The sequence below is a fragment of the Pseudomonas sp. WS 5411 genome, from assembly GCF_012985595.1.
Classification (GTDB): domain Bacteria; phylum Pseudomonadota; class Gammaproteobacteria; order Pseudomonadales; family Pseudomonadaceae; genus Aquipseudomonas; species Aquipseudomonas shahriarae.
Genome location: NZ_JAARMC010000005.1, coordinates 153,866 through 172,524, shown reverse-complemented (window position 1 = coordinate 172,524; position 18,659 = coordinate 153,866). Strand labels below are relative to the sequence as shown.

The window sequence follows — 18,659 nt, the reverse complement described above, 5'->3', positions numbered from 1 at the left end:
TATCGGGGGCTGTAAAACACCACCTCCGGAACCACGCGAACCTCCTTGTACTCAGGCGGGGTATTTTAAAAGTACTGACAGAGTCGGGGGGTTCTACCGATGTGTGTATGACAAAGAGATCCAGCGTTGGATTCAGTATCCTTTTACATGTCCCGTCGGGCTGGAGTTTGACGAGCGTGTGACCGCATGTGTGAGGCCCTGATATTTTCGGAAAGCACTGTCTGTTGGGTGAGCCAACGCATAAAAACCAGGGGATAAGTGCATTGCACCTATCCCCTGGTTTGCTGTAGCTCAACCCGGAAAGTGTCGCTGTTGGATCCAGACGTCATCTATATCGTAGACCCCGCCAGTTGTCGGATTCATAACCGCGATTGAGGCTTGAAAATTACCGCCTTTCCAATAACCCATGTACTCATCGACATAGTTCCATGTATTAAGGTTTGTTACGGTAATGTTGCGCGTCAAATTAGCCAGGTGAATATACATGCTGGTTGGCCCACCAATGCTTGCAAACTTGTTGACCCTGTATTTGAACCTGACTCGATAATACCCATAGTCGACCGGGGTATATATTTTGTAGATTCTGACACCATCCCCTGTCATGGGTCCGTGCCGCAGGTAATAGTTGCCGTCCGCCTCGCGCTGGATGCTTTTCTGTTCGGGGTACTGGCTGATCCAGCCATTCATGAACCCACCGGTAAAGGGCGTTTTGTCTGAGATCAGCAGGCTCAATATGGAATACGTAACCACGGGAAACTCAAGTGCTTGCCACTCATCAGTACTGTGATTGAGGGCCACTTTGAACTGCATTGTCAGTCGAGTGCCGTTCCCCAGGTCTCTCAGGTAGGTATTGAGTACCGTCAGCAATTGATACCCTTGATTCAACCACCCATCACTCACCCGTGCACCCTGGGTACCATCCAGCAGGGTCAAGTTGTGTGCCGTGCCGTCGGGTTTGTTACCGATCAGGCGCAGCCATACGGGCTGGTTCCTGGCAATGAACGGCCAAGTCCCCAACCTTGCTGTTGCATCACCGATCAACTCGTCCACATTGAGTACGCCGTTAGCTGCTTCATCAATACGGATCACGGTTTTGTTCAGTTCGGCCGCAGGAATAGCCTTCAGCGTAACGGTCAACACTGCAGACGAACGGAGTTCGCCATTGCGCCAGACCGTATATTTCAAGGTGAAGGTGGTGTCATGGTTGCCAATATTGGCTGCAATCAGCGCCGCCGGCAGGTCGAAGGTGACCGTTCCATCCGTTTCTCCGTCTTTTGGTCCGATCAGCCCTGAGCCTGCTCCCGGCGCGCCGACCACCTCCAGGGTGAGTCTGTCGGAGGTATACATCGGGCTATACGTCGCGTTTACCTTGGCCCCGTACTGTGCGACAAGTGGCAACAGGGTCACCGAGCTGCCAGAGCCGGTAGCCCCCACCAATTCGGGTAGCGGAAACTGCGCCGGGACGGCCTGGACGGTATACCTGCGTTCCGGGAACCACAGGGCATTGGACTTGTTGTTGGTTTGGTCGAACGTCGCGCCAAAACGCATGAGAAATTGCGAGCCATCCTTGAGCTGGCGCAGTTCAAGTACCGGTGCCGGTGACTGGATACCGTTCTGTTCGCCGGTATAGGTCACCAGGTCGCCGTCGAACAGCACAGCGTAGAACGGTGTGTCATTGGCATACGTGCCACTGAGTTCAAACCACATCCGTTGATAGCGACTGATAAAGCTCCAGCGTTCGACCATGGCGCGTTCAGTACCGATCAACCGGCTGATGTCCAGCACGCTGGTGGTATGGCCTTCGAGGTAGGGCAGGGGCAGCACAGGCGCCAGCAGGTACAGGCTCAGCACCGGCGAAGGTTTTTGATGGACACCTAACAAGACGAAGTACTGCACCTCGATGTAGCGCCCGTAGCCATTGAGGTTGGCCCCAATCACCTCTGGGGGCACCTCAAAGTGCACGGTCTTGGAGGTATTGCCATCCTTCGTTTCACAATGGGTCCCAATCTCCGGGATACCGGTCCAACACGCGAGCACCCGATGGCTGGACAGCATCTGCGGGTAGGTGACGGCAATGGTCGCCCCGTGCAGCGCGGCCTCGGGCACCAGTTGGTCGGGATAGCGCTGGGCTTGCAACACTTCCGGCCGCAGCAGGTCCAGGGCTTCACCGACGGTGACGGTCAACACTTCCGAGTAGCGCGTGGCACCGCCACTGGCAGGCACCAGCGAATAGCTGAAGCGAATTTCGCCATTCCTGCTGGCAACGATCAGCGCCTCATCCAGGTTGAACAACACGGGTTTGCCCGCCGTTGCGGAGTTGAGGGAAATCTCGTCACTGGCCGAACCGTTGCTGGTAGCCCCCAGCAAGGTCCACTTGAACACATCGCCTGGGATCGTTCGTGTGTACGGCAGGGTCGCCTGGACCAGGCCGCCTTTTATGCGCGCCGGGTCCAGATTGTTGAACTCGTCCACATATTGCATCTGCGGCGCTGGGAGATCGGCATAGCGCAGGCCAAAGGTCACTTCCAGTACCTCGGACTTGCGTATGGCCTGGATGGCGGGGTTCATGACCTGTGTCGTGCCGTTATCGACGAGGTAGAACACCCGGACGGGGCCAAGCCCGACGAAACGTTCGAATTTTTCCTGGAGGACAATCCGATACCGCTCTGGCGGCGGCTCGGCGCCTGCCAATAAGGTCTCTTCATAAAACACCAGGCCGCCTCCTGACCGCACCGCCTCCATACGCAGTGTCACGTTGTAGTTGCGGTCGTAAGGGGTGTAGCGCGGAAAGATGACTTTGATATAGGGATGTTCAGGGTCAATGTTGCCGCCTTCGTTCTGCTCGATGGTCATCGCCGGCATCGTGCTTTTCGTACCATGAACCGTAATGTTCCGGCGCTGGGAGCGGGCGAGGAACACACCACCGGCTGTTGTCAGGGTGTATTCGAACTGCATGTGCCCATTGAGCACTGCTTCGAGGTCTTTCAGGTCTATCGGGACGGTGGACGACAGCTCGATTCGCGCTGGAAACGGCGCCAGGGTCCTCTCAAAGGACGCGCCCGCAGCATCGGCCCCGCTCAACGTCACGACAATCAAGGCACCGGCCGGTGTCAGCGTGCCATCAGGCAGCCTTCTGGGCACCACCATTTCCAAGAAGAAGCCTGAACTATGTATATCGAGATTGACGTCAATGACGGAGTACCCGCCTACCACGAAGTGCGCTGCCGGGAGCAGTTTACGATCCAGATTGCTCACCACCGTGACGGCCTGCGACCACTGCTGCAGCTCACCGGAATAGTTGAACACCTTGTCATACAGCCGGAAGCGAATAATGACCTCGCCACTACCGCCCAAATAGATGGTTGACTCAGGGATCACCACGGTAATGGGCTTGATGCCGGCGACATGCTCGTCATCAATCCGCAGCTTCGTCGGATGGCCGTTCCAATGCACTTCGGCAGTGTCACCTACCGTGATGTTGGGGTAGGGGTCGATTGTCAGTTCCACGTTCTCCTTGGCGCGTTCGGGGTCAAGATCATTGCCCACCAGGTCGGGCGGCAGGTGTATCACCAGCTCGGTGTGATAGGACAATGCAGGATCTTTACTGACCCCGCCCGGGCGAGTGGTCTTGACATACCAGGTCTCACGAGGGGAAGTACTGGGGATGTCAGTACCTCTGCGAGTGACCTCGACAAAACAGGGATAGATAAAGTTTTCCGGAATAAGCTCCGGAAAGATGACCAACTGCAAAAGATGTTTGTCCAGATCCTCATCCCTGACCTGATCCGAGGCGATGGCAAAGTGATCGCTGCCCATATAGAACTTGTAGGAGTCACCTACCTCGAGTTTGGTCCAGCGCTGTAAATGCAAGGTCATCCAAGGCCGGGTCGAGCTGATGCCGAGCCCACGCGCAGCTCCCGGCAGCGGGATCACCTGGTCGCTGACAAAGGGTGGGGCCAACTCGTCTGCATCAGTCGGTTGCCCAGGTTCGGGGTTATGCGGCAGGCGAGGCAAAGCGGGCGGAATAGGTGGCGCGGGCTTCTTCATCGAGGGTGCTCCTTGTGCAGGAAAACTGGACAAAGACATCACACACCCAAGGTGGTCGTGCAGGTAACTGTCAAAATTGACAGTGGCGACGGGCGGTTGTGAATGAAGCGTTCTCAGCCGCTCAGGCCAGGTTCTGCTCGGTCAGGCGCTGTACCGCCAGGCGTCGGTAATGCGACGGCGTCATGCCTTTGAGCTGCTGGAAGCGCCGGTTGAAATTGGAGATGTTGTTGAAGCCCGACTCGAAGCACACATCGGTCACTGCCTTATCGCCATCGGCCAGCAGTTCGCAGGACTTGCTGATCCGCAGGCGATTGACGAACTCGATGAAGGTGCGGCCGGTGGCTTGCTTGAACACCCGGGAAAAGTAGGTGGGTTTCATCCCCAGGTAGTGTGCGACTTCTTCCAGGGACAATTCCCGCGCGTAATGGGCAAAAATGTAGTCCACCGCACGGTTGGTCCTGTCGATGCTGTGCTCATCGGCCAACTGCGCGGTGGCTCCTCCCGACAGCACTTGGTAGTCCTCGCAGGCACAGAGCGCCTCCAGCAGCACAAAAAAATGCCCCAGCCGCGCCATCCCATGGGTGTCTTCGATGCGCTGCATCAAGGTCAACGCCTGGGCGATGGTCTTTTGGCAGCGGAACTCAATGCCGTACTGTGCCCGCTCCAACAGCGGCGAGAGGCTCTTGAGTTCAGTGAAGACCTGGCTGCCGCCTTCCAGCAACTCATCGGTGAAATTCACCAACATGTCGCGCTTGGGCACCACTTCGTCTTCCTCCACCTGGCTGATCCAGTTGTGGGGCAAGTTGGGGCCGGTAAGGAACAGGCTTTGCGGGTGGAAGTTGCCGATATAGTCGCCGATAAACACCTTGCCGGAGCTGGCGACAATCAGGTGCAACTCGTACTCCTTGTGGAAGTGCCAGCGCACCAGCGGGCAGGGGAAGCCGTGCTGGCGATAGATGATGGACAGGCCGTTGTGATCGTCCATCAACTCGTAGGAAGGGTCGGTGATGCGCGTTGCTCGGCTCATGCTGGCGTCGCTTTTATTGTGGTTGCGCAGCCGATAATGCCCCGTTGCGCGCCACCTCGCCAGCGTCGGTGTTTAAAGAGCGCGGTTTTTTGCCTCGATCCACTGCGCCATGTACTGGGTACTTTTATGCAGGTGGTGGCGCAACATGCTGCCGGTAAAGTTGTTGCGCCGGTGCTGCGCCAGTTCGCCCAGGCAATGTTGCAGGCGTTCAACCAGTGCGGGCCCGTGGACCTGCGGGGCAAAGCGACGGGCCAGCAGCGCACGGCCATTGGCCTGGGCCTCGGTCCAGGCTTGCCGATCCTCGTATAGCGCCACGGCGGCGGCGGCCAGGGCCGTGGCGCTCTGGGCGACCGTCCCGGGCCAGGGCTGCCCGTCGGTCATGCCTTCGGCACCGATGGGGGTGGTAATGCTCGGGGTGCCGCAGAGCATGCCATCGGCCAGCTTGCCCTTGATCCCGGCACCGAAGCGCAACGGGGCCAGGCAGATGCGCGCAGCCGACATCACTTGCAGGGCGTCCTCGGCCCAGTTCATCACATGAAAACCCTGGGCCGGATTGTGCAGCGCGGTGGCCTTGGGGGGGGGGTAGGCACCATAGATGTGCAACTGGGCGCCGGGGAGCTGCTGGCGAATCAACGGCCAGAGGCTGTTTTTCATCCAGAGCACCGCATCCCAGTTGGGGGCGTGGCGGAAGTTACCGATGCTCAGGAAATGCGCGCGGTCCTCATAGGGGATAAACCCCTCGCTGGGGGCGTCGATCATCAACGGGCACCAGTGGAGCAGGGCGGCGGGCACCTTGAACTGTTCGGTGAGCAGTTGGATCTCCACATCGGAAATCATCAGGCTGATATCACAGCGGTAGATCGCCGCGATCTCGCGCTTGGCCAGGTCGGTATCGGCCATCCTCTGGAACTCTTCGTCCAGGGCCGGGGCGAACACGGGGCTGAAGTCATCCGCGTGTGGCTGCTGCTTCAGGTAGTCTTTCAGGCGCTGCTGGCGGGCATCACGCAGGCTTTGCAAGTCCGAGGTTTCCAGGACGCGCAGGGCATCCGGGCAATGCTTCTCCACCCGCCAGCCGAACTGCTCCTCCATCATAAAGCGATCGAACAACACGATATCCGGGGCCAGTTCACGGATAAAGTCGTCGAAACTGCAGTTATTGAGCTCGATGGCGCATTCGCGGATACCCAGTGCCGCCAGGTCAGCCTTGTGCTCACCGATAGCGGCCGGGCTGCTGAAGGTGATGGCCCAGCCTTGCGCCAGAAAACTTTCCAGGATCTGCATCATATGCCCGCCGGCGGCCGAGGAGCGGGGCTCCGGCCAGACGTAACCGATAACCAGGACGTGGGTGGCAGGCTGACTTTTCAACGGTGAATTCCTTCAAGGGCAGGCAAACGCGACGCAATTAAACCACAGCAGCCCGGCGCGGGCGCAGTCATGACATTTTGTGTTCGGCCATAGGTGTCATTCGCACTTTGTGGTTAACTTCCGCCTCTCGAATTCGTTTCATCTAACCCAGCATAAGGATTCCGTTCATGGCTCAAGTCACCCTCAAAGGCAACCCGGTCCAGGTTGAAGGCCAGTTGCCGCAAATCGGTAGCCAGGCCCTCGACTTTTCCCTGACCGCAGGCGATCTGTCGGACGTCACCCTGGCGACTTTCGCCGGCAAGCGCAAAGTACTGAACATCTTCCCAAGCGTTGACACCCCGACCTGCGCCACGTCGGTACGCAAGTTCAATGCCCAGGCCAACGAGCTGAACAACACCGTTGTACTGTGCATCTCCACCGACCTGCCATTTGCCCAGGCGCGTTTCTGCGGCGCCGAAGGCCTGGAAAACGTGAAGAGCCTGTCGGACTTCCGCAGCGCCGATTTTGCCGTTGACTACGGTGTATCCATTGCCGACGGCGCCCTCAAGGGCCTGACCGCCCGCGCCGTGGTGGTACTGGACGAAAACGACAAGGTGCTGCACAGCGAGCTGGTTGGCGAAATCGCCGAAGAGCCAAACTACGAAGCGGCCCTGGCTGTACTGAAGTAATTGCGGCAGCGCGTTACTGTCGCTTTGCAGTAACACGTATGATGCATGCTTGCGGCCTGGCCTAGTCCAGGCCGTTTTTATTTGTGCTTCAGCGGTTTAGGCCAAATAGCTGATGTTGCCCCACGAAAAGTAAATGTTTGTAAGCCTGAAGGTAAATAGCCGGTAAAGGCGCTTTTCTAAACGCGCCCCAGTGCTTATCTTTCAGCCTCCCACAGTAGAAGCCCTCGCCTCCAATGGTTGATCAATCCATGCAATCGTCCCCCCGTAGTTCCCGCCGCTGGCTGTTTGGCTTGCTCGTCCTGTTGGTTGTTGCCTTCCTGTGCTGGAAATTCTGGCCGACCGGCGCCGCCCAGAAGGAGGCCCCGGCAGCCAGGACCAGCAAGACCGGGATGATGCGTCCCGGCTTCGGCGGCTCGGGTGCTGCGGTGCCGGTACGCGTCGCACCCGCGGTCGCAGGGGATTTCCCGGTGTACTACAAGGCACTGGGGACGGTGACGGCTTTGAATACCATCAATGTGCGCAGCCGGGTCGGGGGAGAGCTGGTCAAGATCGCCTTTGAAGAGGGGCAGATGGTCAAGGCCGGCGACCTGCTGGCGGAAATCGACCCGCGCAGTTATCAGAATGCCTTGCTCCAGGCCCAGGGCACGCTGATGCAAAACCAGGCGCAGTTGAAAAACGCTCAGGTTGACCTTGAGCGTTATCGCGGCCTCTACGAACAGGACAGCATCGCCAAGCAGACCCTGGACACCGCTGCCGCGCTGGTCCTGCAATACCAGGGCACGGTCAAGACCAACCAGGGGGCGGTGGATGACGCCAAGCTCAACCTTGAGTTCACCAAGATCCGTGCGCCGATTTCCGGGCGCGTCGGCTTGCGCCAGTTGGACGTCGGTAACCTGGTGGCGGCTAATGACACCACCGCCCTGGCGATCATCACCCAGACCCAGCCGATCAGCGTGGCGTTCACCTTGCCGGAAAACACCCTGCAAACCGTACTGGCCCGCTATCGCGGTGGCAACAAGCTGCCGGTGCAGGCCTGGGACCGTGGCGACCTGCAACTGCAAGCCACCGGCGTGCTGCAAAGCCTGGACAACCAGATCGACGTCACCACCGGCACCCTGAAATTCAAGGCGCGCTTCGATAACCACGACCAGGTGCTGTTCCCCAACCAGTTCGTCAACGTGCGGCTGCTGGCCGACACCCTGAAAAACGTGGTGCTGGTGCCTTCGGCCGCGATTCAGTTCGGCACCAATGGCACCTTTGTCTACGCCCTGGACGGTGACAAGAAGGTCAAGATTCGCACCCTGGTGATTGGTGAGACCGATGGCCAGAACACCGTGGTCAAGGAAGGCCTGGCCGCCGGCGATCGCGTAGTGCTGGAAGGCACCGATCGCCTGAAAGATGGCACCGATGTGGAAGTGGTCAACGACAGCAACCAGGTGCCCACCGGCCCGACCGAACACTTGCAGGGCAAACCCGCGGCACAAGGCGAAGGCAGCCCGGCGGCTGACGCCGGCAAGGCGCAAAAGGCCGGCGCATGAACCTGTCACGGCTGTTTATCCTCAGGCCCGTTGCCACCACCCTGAGCATGCTGGCCATTGTCCTGGCTGGCCTGATCGCCTATCGCTTGATGCCGGTGTCGGCCTTGCCCCAGGTGGATTACCCGACCATCCGCGTCATGACCCTGTACCCCGGCGCCAGCCCGGACGTGATGACCAGCGCGGTCACCGCGCCCCTGGAACGCCAGTTCGGGCAAATGCCGGGCCTGACGCAGATGGCCTCCACCAGTTCCGGCGGGGCCTCGGTCCTGACCCTGCGCTTCAACCTCGACGTCAATATGGACGTGGCCGAGCAACAGGTGCAGGCGGCGATCAACGCGGCCAGCAACCTGTTGCCCTCGGACCTGCCGGCGCCGCCGGTGTACAACAAGGTCAACCCGGCCGATACCCCGGTACTGACCCTGGCCGTCACCTCCAAGACCATGCTGTTGCCCAAGCTCAATGACCTGGTCGATACGCGCATGGCGCAAAAGATCGCGCAGATCAGCGGCGTGGGCATGGTCAGCATCGCCGGCGGCCAGCGCCAGGCCGTGCGGATCAAGGTCAACCCCGAGGCCCTGGCGGCCAATGGCTTGAACCTGGCCGACGTACGCAGCCTGATCGCCGCCTCCAACGTCAACCAACCCAAGGGCAACTTCGACGGCCCGACACGGGTGTCGATGCTCGATGCCAACGACCAGTTGGTATCGCCCGAGCAGTACGCCGAACTGATCCTGGCCTACAGCAATGGTGCACCGCTGCGCCTCAAAGACGTCGCGCAAATCGTCGATGGCGCAGAAAACGAACGCCTAGCCGCCTGGGCCAATGAAAACCAGGCGGTATTGCTCAATATCCAGCGCCAGCCGGGCGCCAACGTGATCGAGGTGGTGGACCGGATCAAGGCGCTGCTGCCGAGCATCACCGACAACCTGCCAGCCGGCCTCGACGTGACGGTACTCACCGACCGCACCCAGACCATCCGCGCCTCGGTCACCGATGTGCAGCATGAACTGCTGATCGCCATTGCTTTGGTGGTAATGGTGACGTTCCTGTTCCTGCGCCGTTTCAGCGCCACCATCATCCCGTCGATTGCCGTGCCGTTGTCGCTGATCGGCACCTTTGGCGTGATGTACCTGGCTGGCTTCTCCATCAATAACCTGACGCTGATGGCCCTGACCATCGCCACCGGGTTTGTGGTGGACGATGCCATCGTGATGCTGGAGAACATTTCCCGCTATATCGAGGAAGGCGAGACGCCGATGGCGGCTGCGCTCAAGGGCGCCAAGCAGATCGGCTTCACCCTGATTTCCCTGACCCTGTCGCTGATCGCGGTGTTGATCCCGCTACTGTTCATGGCCGATGTGGTCGGGCGGCTGTTCCGCGAATTTGCCATCACCCTGGCGGTGGCGATCCTGATTTCCCTGGTGGTGTCCCTGACCCTGACGCCGATGATGTGCGCACGCCTGCTCAAGCGCGAACCCAAGGAAGCAGAACAAGGGCGTTTCTACAAGGCCAGTGGCGCGTGGATCGACTGGCTGGTTGCCGCCTACGGGCGCAAGCTGCAATGGGTGCTCAAGCATCAGCCGCTGACCCTGTTGGTGGCCATTGCCACCCTGGGCCTGACGGTGGTGTTGTACCTGGTGGTGCCCAAGGGCTTCTTCCCGGTGCAGGACACCGGGGTGATCCAGGGCATTTCCGAGGCACCCCAGTCGATATCCTTTGCGGCCATGAGCCAGCGCCAGCAGGAGCTGGCGAAGATCATCCTCGAAGATCCCGCAGTGGAAAGTCTTTCTTCCTACATTGGCGTCGATGGCGATAACGCCACCCTCAATAGCGGCCGCCTGCTGATCAACCTCAAGCCCCATAAAGAGCGGGACTTGAGCGCCGTCGAGGTGATTGCGCGCCTGCAACCGACACTGGACAAACTGGTGGGCATCCGCCTGTTTATGCAGCCGGTGCAGGACCTGACCATCGAAGACCGTGTCAGCCGCACCCAGTACCAATTCAGCATGTCCTCCCCGGATGCCGACCTGCTGGCCCTGTGGAGCGGCAAGCTGGTACAGGCCCTGAGCCAGTACCCGGAACTCACCGATGTGGCCAGCGACCTGCAGGACAAAGGCTTGCAGGTGTACATGGTGATCGACCGCGATGCGGCCTCGCGCCTGGGCGTGTCGGTGGCCAATATCACCGATGCCCTGTACGACGCCTTCGGCCAGCGGCAGATTTCCACGATCTACACCCAGGCCAGCCAGTACCGCGTGGTGCTGCAGGCCCAGTCCGGCGAAAGCCTGGGGCCGGACGCGCTGAACCAGATCCATGTGAAAACCACCGATGGCGGCCAGGTGCGTCTGTCCAGCCTGGCCCGCATCGAGCAGCGCCAGGCGCAGTTGGCGATTACCCATATCGGCCAGTTCCCCGCAGTAATGATGTCATTCAACCTGGCCCCCGGCGTGGCCCTGGGCAAGGGTGTGGAGCTGATCAACCAGGTGCAGAAGGATATTGGCATGCCGGTCGGCGTGCAGACCCAGTTCCAGGGCGCCGCCCAGGCGTTCGAAGCCTCGCTGTCGAGTACGTTGCTGTTGATCCTGGCGGCAGTGGTGACCATGTATATCGTGCTGGGCGTGCTGTACGAGAGCTATATCCACCCGATCACCATCCTCTCGACCTTGCCATCGGCAGCGGTGGGGGCCTTGCTGGCGTTGCTGCTCACGGGCAATGACCTGGGGATGATCGCGATCATCGGCATCATCCTGCTGATCGGCATCGTGAAGAAGAACGCGATCATGATGATCGACTTCGCCCTCGACGCCGAACGCAACCAGGGCCTGGACCCGCAGACCGCGATCTACCAGGCGGCGTTGCTGCGTTTCAGGCCGATCCTGATGACCACCCTGGCGGCGCTGTTCGGTGCGGTGCCCTTGATGCTGGCCACTGGCTCCGGCGCAGAGTTGCGCCAACCCCTGGGCCTGGTGATGGTCGGTGGCTTGCTGTTGAGTCAGATCCTCACGCTGTTTACCACGCCGGTGATCTATCTGTACTTCGACCGCCTTGGCCGTCGCTGGCGCAAGTCCGAAGCGCTGGAGCCGGTTGAGCCATGAACCTGTCCGGACCTTTTATCCGCCGGCCGGTAGCCACCATGCTGCTGAGCCTGGCGATCATGTTGCTGGGTGGTGTCAGTTTCAGCCTGCTGCCAGTGTCGCCGTTGCCGCAGATCGACTTCCCGGTGATTGTGGTCTCTGCCAGCCTGCCTGGCGCGAGTCCGGAAGTGATGGCGTCTACCGTGGCCACGCCGCTGGAACGGTCCTTTGGCGCGATTGCCGGGGTCACCACCCTCAGCAGTTCGTCCAGCCAGGGCTCGACCCGGGTGATTCTGGCGTTTGACTCCGACCGTGATATCAACGGCGCGGCGCGGGAAGTGCAGGCGGCAATCAACGCCTCGCGCAACCTGTTGCCCAGCGGCATGCGCAGCATGCCCACCTACAGGAAGATCAACCCGTCCCAGGCACCGATCATGGTGCTGTCGCTGACCTCGGACGTGTTGCCCAAGGGCCAGCTCTACGACCTGGCGTCCACCATCCTCTCGCAAAGCCTGTCCCAGGTACCGGGCGTGGGCGAAGTGCAGATCGGCGGCAGCTCCCTGCCGGCGGTGCGCATCGAGCTGGAGCCCAAGGCCCTCGACCAGTACGGCGTGTCCCTGGATGAAGTGCGCGACACCATAGCCAATGCCAACGTGCGCCGGCCCAAGGGCTCGGTGGAAGATGGCGAGCGCAACTGGCAGATCCAGGCCAATGACCAGCTGGAAAAGGCCAAGGATTATGAGCCGCTGCTGATCCGCTACCAGGACGGTGCCGCCTTGCGCCTGAGCGATGTGGCGAAGATCAGCGATGGCGTCGAAGACCGCTACAACAGCGGTTTTTTCAACAATGATGCGGCGGTGTTGCTGGTGATCAACCGCCAGTCCGGCGCCAACATCATCGAGACCGTCAAGCAGATCAAGGCCCAGTTGCCGGCGTTGCAGGCGGTGTTGCCGTCCAGCGTCAAGCTCAACCTGGCCATGGATCGTTCGCCGGTGATCACCGCCACCCTGCATGAGGCAGAAATGACCCTGCTGATTGCCGTGGCCCTGGTGATCCTGGTGGTGTACCTGTTCCTCGGCAACTTCCGCGCCTCGCTGATCCCGACCCTGGCGGTACCGGTGTCGCTGGTGGGCACCTTTGCGATCATGTACCTCTATGGGTTTTCCCTGAACAACCTGTCGCTGATGGCCCTGATCCTCGCCACCGGCCTGGTGGTGGACGATGCCATCGTGGTGCTGGAGAACATTTCCCGGCATATCGACAACGGTATCGCGCCAATGAAGGCTGCGTACCTGGGGGCCAAGGAGGTCGGTTTTACCCTGCTGTCGATGAACGTGTCGCTGGTGGCGGTGTTCCTGTCGATCCTGTTTATGGGCGGTATTGTCACCAGCCTGTTCCGTGAATTTTCCATCACCCTGGCGGCGGCGATCATTGTGTCGCTGGTGGTTTCGCTGACCCTGACCCCGATGCTCTGCGCGCGCTGGCTCAAGCCCCATGTCAAAGGGCAGGAGACCGGTTTGCAGCGCTGGAGCCAGAAGGTCAACGACCATATGGTCGCGGGTTACGCCCGTAGCCTGGACTGGGTGCTGCGGCACAAGCGCCTGACCCTGCTCAGCCTGTTCGTGACCATCGGGGTGAATATCGCGCTGTATGTGGTGGTGCCCAAAACCTTTATGCCGCAACAGGACACCGGGCAATTGATCGGTTTTGTGCGCGGCGATGACGGCCTGTCATTCAGCGTCATGCAGCCGAAGATGGAGATCTTCCGCAAAGCCGTGTTGCAAGACCCAGCAGTGGAAAGCGTGGCGGGTTTTATCGGTGGCAGCAACGGCACCAACAACGCGGTGATGCTGGTACGCCTCAAGCCGATCAAGGAACGCCAGCTGTCGGCCCAGGCGGTGATCGAGCGCTTGCGCAAGAACGTGCCCCTGGTACCCGGTGGCCGCTTGATGCTGATGGCCGACCAGGACCTGCAATTTGGTGGTGGCCGCGACCAGACGTCTTCGCAATATTCCTACATCCTGCAAAGTGGCGACCTGGCGGCCTTGCGCCTGTGGTACCCGAAAGTGGTCGCCGCGCTGCGCGAGCTGCCGGAACTGACCGCCATCGACGCCCGCGAAGGGCGGGGTGCGCAACAAGTGACGCTGATTGTCGATCGCGATCAGGCCAAGCGCCTGGGCGTGGACATGAACATGGTTACCTCGGTGCTGAACAACGCCTACAGCCAGCGGCAGATTTCCACCATTTATGACAGCCTCAACCAGTACCGGGTGGTGATGGAGGTCAATCCGAAATACGCCCAGGACCCGATCACCCTCAATCAGGTGCAGGTGATTACCGCTGACGGCGCGCGAATTCCGCTGTCGACCATTGCCCACTACGAAAACAGCCTGGCCGACGACCGCGTCAGCCACGAAGGGCAGTTTGCCTCCGAAGACATTGCTTTCGACATGGCCCCCGGGGTCACGGTGGAGCAGGGCACGGCCGCCATCGAGCGGGCGATTGCAAAGGTCGGCTTGCCGGAAGACGTGATCGCCAAGATGGCCGGCACCGCCGATGCCTTCGCCGCTACCCAGAAAAGCCAGCCGTTCATGATCCTCGGTGCATTGGTCGCGGTGTATCTGGTGCTGGGGATTCTCTATGAAAGCTACATTCACCCGCTGACCATCCTCTCGACCCTGCCCTCGGCCGGGGTCGGCGCGCTGTTGTCGATCTACGTGCTGGGCGGCGAGTTCAGCCTGATCTCGCTGTTGGGCCTGTTCCTGCTGATTGGCGTGGTGAAGAAAAACGCGATCCTGATGATCGACCTGGCCCTGCAGCTGGAGCGCAAGGAAGGCATGCAGCCCCTGGAATCCATACGCAGTGCTTGTTTGCTGCGCTTGCGGCCGATCCTGATGACCACCCTGGCGGCGATCCTCGGGGCTTTGCCGTTGCTGCTGAGCACCGCCGAAGGCGCGGAAATGCGCCAGCCCCTGGGCTTGACCATTATCGGCGGGCTGGTCTTCAGCCAGATCCTGACCCTTTACACCACCCCGGTGGTTTACCTCTATCTCGACCGCCTGCGCCACCGTTTCAACGGCTGGCGCGGGGTGCGTACCGACGCTGCCCTGGACACTCCGCTATGACCGAATCAATTGTTTTCCGGGCCCCTGCACTGACGATGATGTTTTGCGCCGTGTTCCTCAGCGCCTGCGCCATCGGCCCCGATTACCAGCGCCCGCAAGTTGCCGAGCCGGCGCAGTACAAAGAAGCCCAGGGCTGGCGCCAGGCCGCCCCTAGCGATGCCCTGGCCCGTGGCGCCTGGTGGGAGCTGTATGGCGACCAGCAACTCAACAGCCTGGTGGACAAGCTCAACAACGCCAACCAGACCGTGGCCCAGGCCGAAGCCCGCTACCGCCAGGCCCAGGCCACGGCACGCAGCTCCCGTGGCGCGTTCTTTCCGACCGTCGACCTGAGCGCCGGGAAAACCCGCGCCAGCCAGGGCACGGGTAGCAGTAATGCGAGCTTGAGCAGCTCCAGCAGTGGTATCCGCGACACCCTCAACACTCAGTTGGGGGTGAGCTGGGAAGCCGATATCTGGGGCAAATTACGCCGAGGCCTGGAAGCCAGCGACGCCAGCGCCCAAGCCAGCGCCGCCGACCTGGCGGCCATGCGCCTGAGCCAGCAGTCGGAACTGGTGCAGAACTACCTGCAATTGCGGGTCATGGACGAACAGACGCGCTTGCTGCAAACCACCGTCGAGACCTATCAGCGCTCGCTGCAAATGACCCAGAACCAGTACCGCGCCGGTGTCTCAGGCAAGGACGCCGTCGCCCAGGCCCAGACCCAGCTCAAGAGTACCCAGGCCAGCCTGATCGACCTGATCTGGCAACGGGCGCAACTGGAAAACGCCATCGCGGTGTTGATCGGCGAACCTCCCGCCATGTTCAACCTGGCGGTGAGCAAGGACATACCGGCACTGCCGCAGATTCCTGCCAACCTGCCATCGCAACTGCTGGAGCGCCGCCCGGATATTGCCTCGGCGGAGCGCGCAGTGATTGCCGCCAACGCCAATATTGGCGTGGCGAAAACCGCCTACTACCCCGACCTGACCCTGAGTCTGGCCGGTGGTTACTCCAGCAGCACCTATGCCGACTGGATCAGCCTGCCCAACCGCTTCTGGTCGGTGGGGCCGAAACTGGCGATGACCCTGTTCGACGGTGGGCAGCGCTCGGCAGAAGTTGACCGCGCCGAAGCGTCCTACGACGAAACCGTGGCCAAGTACCGCCAGACCGTACTCGACGGTTTCCGCGAGGTGGAAAACTACATGGTCCAGCTCAAGGTTCTGGAAGACGAGGCGGGCGTGAGCAACGAGGCCCTTGAGTCCGCACGGGAATCCCTGCGCCTGACCCAGAACCAGTACAAGGCCGGCCTGATTGCCTACCTGGATGTGGTCAACGTCCAGGCGACGGCGTTGAGCAACGAACGTACCGTGCTGACCTTGCTGCAAACCCGGCTGGTGGCCAGCGTGCAACTGATTGCGGCGTTGGGCGGTGGTTGGGATGGCCAGTTGGAGCCAAACAAAAAACCCTGACCCTGTCGGCGATGGTCGTCAACGATAACGGATGAACAGCTGATAAACCCTCAGGGGTTATTACTGACGCCATCGCGGGCAAGCCCGCTTCCACAGGCTGTAGTTTCGCCCCTCCCCAGGCCATACATTTTCAGTAATGGCCTTGTGACAATATTCCACCTGTACGAGAATTACTCTCGCTACAATCCCCCGACTTTTCCCCGGCACGGACGCCGTTCGCATTGTCATCCATGAGACGTCACATGCTTACCGGCAGTTATTCCCCCGCGTTGGTCCTGATCTCCCTGTTTGTGGCCATCCTGGCGTCTTATACCGCCCTGGACCTGACCGGTCGGATTGCCACCGCCAAGGGCCGGGCTGTGTACCTGTGGATGGCCGGCGGCGCCCTGGCCATGGGGATTGGCGTGTGGTCGATGCACTTTATCGGGATGTTGGCGTTTAGCCTGCCCATTGCCCTGGGCTACGACATGGGCATAACGGCGCTGTCGCTGTTGATCGCCGTCCTGTCCAGTGGCTTCGCCCTGTGGCTGGTCAACCAACCGCGTCTGCCGGCCTGGCAACTGGGGTTTGGCGCCTTGATCATGGGGGCGGGGATCAGCACCATGCACTACACCGGCATGGCCGCCATGCGCATGATGCCGGGCATCGACTACGACCCCACCTTGTTCACCGCCTCATTGCTGATTGCCGTGGGGGCCTCGGCCGCCGCCTTATGGATTGCCTTCAAACTGCGGCGCAACACCCCCTATGTACGCCTGGCACGGAGCGCTGCGGCGGTGGTGATGGGCGTGGCCATCGTCGGCATGCATTACACCGGCATGGCGGCGGCGCGTTTTGCCGATGGCAGTTTTTGCGGGGCGTCGGTGGATGGCCTGAGCGGCACCGGCCTGGACAATCTAGTGTTGGTGACCACCCTGGCAATCCTGGCCTTCGCGCTATTGACCTCCTTGCTCGATGCGCGCCTGGAAGCACGCACCGCCGTGTTGGCCGACTCCTTGAGCCTGGCCAACCAGGAACTCACCCACCTGGCCCTGCACGACACGCTGACCGGCCTGCCAAACCGTACGCTGCTGGCCGATCGCATTCAGCAGGCTACCCAGTTGGTCGCGGAGCAAGGTGGGTGTTTTGCTCTGATGTTTATCGACCTCGACGGTTTTAAACCGGTCAATGACGCCTTTGGCCATCATCTGGGTGACCAATTGCTGCGCGAGGTGGGCCTGCGCCTGCGCGAAGACCTGCGCAGCCAGGACACCCTGGCGCGGATCGGCGGCGATGAGTTCGTGTTGCTGGTGCAGTTGAGCCAGCCCGACGATGCGCTGCGTCTGGCCGAACGCCAGGTGGGATTGATCAACCAATCGTTCCGCGTAGCCGAGCATGACTTGAGCATCTCCGCCAGTGTCGGCATTGCCCTGTTCCCCGGTAACGGCGCAACGCCCCAGGAACTGTTGATGAATGCCGATGCGGCGATGTATCACGCCAAGAGCATGGGCAAGAACGGCTACAGCTTTTTTGATGTGTCAATGAACACCAATGCGCGCAAGCAACTGCAACTGTTGCAGGATTTGCGCAAGGCGGTTGAGCAACAGCAGCTGCGCCTGTACTACCAGCCCAAGTTCGACGCCCTCAGCGGTCGCGCCATCGGTGCCGAAGCCCTGTTGCGCTGGGAGCACCCACAACACGGCCTGTTGCTGCCGGACAAGTTTATCGAGTTGGCGGAAAAAACCGGGGTGATCATCGCCATCGGCGATTGGGTGCTCAACGAAGCGTGCCGGCAAATGCAGGTGTGGTTTGCCCAGGGGTACCGGGACTGGCGTATTGCGGTGAACCTGTCGGCCCTGCAGTTCTGCCATGCCGGGCTGGTCACCAGTGTGGCCAACGCCCTGCAGCGCCACCAGTTGCCGGCCAATAGCCTGACCCTGGAAATCACCGAAACCACGGCCATGAGCGATGCCGATGCGAGCATGCGGGTGTTGCAGGAACTCTCGGAAATGGGTGTGGATTTGTCCATTGACGACTTTGGCACCGGCTACTCAAGCCTGATGTACCTCAAGCGCCTGCCGGCCAATGAACTGAAAATCGACCGTGGCTTTGTGCGCGACCTGGAGCACGACAGCGACGATGCCGCCATCGTCTCGGCAATTGTCGCCCTGGGCCAGGCCCTGGGCCTGCGCATCGTTGCCGAGGGGGTCGAGACCGACATGCAGCAGGATTTCCTCACGCGCCTGGGCTGTAACTCGCTGCAAGGCTTCCTGCTGGGCCAGCCACTGCCGGCGGATACCTTTATGAGCTCCATCGTGGCCAGGGAGCGCTTGACCCCACCGTGAGATCAATTGACCCCGGTCCATGCAAAACCTGGCAGGCGCAGGT

The 18,659-nt window shown here is 60.7% G+C and carries 9 protein-coding genes; 6 read left to right on the top strand and 3 right to left on the bottom strand.

Going from position 1 to position 18,659, the window contains the following annotated elements:
* Positions 1-291: 291 nt before the first annotated feature.
* From HBR93_RS11155 to HBR93_RS11145, 3 genes are all read right to left on the bottom strand, one after another.
* A complete protein-coding gene (locus tag HBR93_RS11155; RefSeq protein WP_169960343.1) occupies positions 292-4,047 on the bottom strand; it encodes a hypothetical protein in 3,756 nt (1,251 codons plus the stop codon).
* Between the two features lie 121 nt (positions 4,048-4,168).
* Entirely contained in the window at positions 4,169-5,074 is a 906-nt protein-coding gene (locus tag HBR93_RS11150) for an AraC family transcriptional regulator (RefSeq protein ID WP_057436628.1), read from the bottom strand.
* Positions 5,075-5,146: 72 nt separating this feature from the next.
* A complete protein-coding gene (locus HBR93_RS11145) occupies positions 5,147-6,439 on the bottom strand; it encodes a glycosyltransferase (protein WP_169960342.1) in 1,293 nt (430 codons plus the stop codon).
* Positions 6,440-6,606: 167 nt separating this feature from the next.
* On the opposite strand from HBR93_RS11145, the gene tpx reads away from it, so the two are divergent.
* The 6 genes from tpx (at position 6,607) to HBR93_RS11115 (ending at position 18,616) form a co-directional block, all read left to right on the top strand.
* Entirely contained in the window at positions 6,607-7,107 is a 501-nt protein-coding gene (tpx, locus tag HBR93_RS11140; protein WP_057436626.1) for a thiol peroxidase, read from the top strand.
* A gap of 233 nt (positions 7,108-7,340) precedes the next feature.
* Positions 7,341-8,645: an MdtA/MuxA family multidrug efflux RND transporter periplasmic adaptor subunit gene (locus tag HBR93_RS11135; RefSeq protein ID WP_169960341.1), complete on the top strand. Its 1,305-nt coding sequence runs from the start codon at positions 7,341-7,343 to the stop codon at positions 8,643-8,645.
* Entirely contained in the window at positions 8,642-11,740 is a 3,099-nt protein-coding gene (locus HBR93_RS11130; RefSeq protein WP_057436624.1) for an MdtB/MuxB family multidrug efflux RND transporter permease subunit, read from the top strand. The genes HBR93_RS11135 and HBR93_RS11130 overlap by 4 nt, the downstream gene beginning before the upstream one ends.
* On the top strand, positions 11,737-14,844 hold the full coding sequence (locus tag HBR93_RS11125; protein ID WP_057959463.1) for an efflux RND transporter permease subunit: 3,108 nt from the start codon (positions 11,737-11,739) through the stop codon (positions 14,842-14,844). The genes HBR93_RS11130 and HBR93_RS11125 overlap by 4 nt, the downstream gene beginning before the upstream one ends.
* Complete coding sequence (locus tag HBR93_RS11120) at positions 14,841-16,292, top strand: efflux transporter outer membrane subunit (RefSeq protein WP_169960340.1); 1,452 nt, start codon at positions 14,841-14,843, stop codon at positions 16,290-16,292. Before HBR93_RS11125 ends, HBR93_RS11120 begins: the two co-directional genes overlap by 4 nt.
* Before the next feature lie 242 nt (positions 16,293-16,534).
* Positions 16,535-18,616 (top strand): EAL domain-containing protein, encoded by a 2,082-nt coding sequence (locus HBR93_RS11115; protein ID WP_169960339.1) that lies wholly within the window; start codon positions 16,535-16,537, stop codon positions 18,614-18,616.
* The last annotated feature ends 43 nt before the right edge of the window (positions 18,617-18,659 follow it).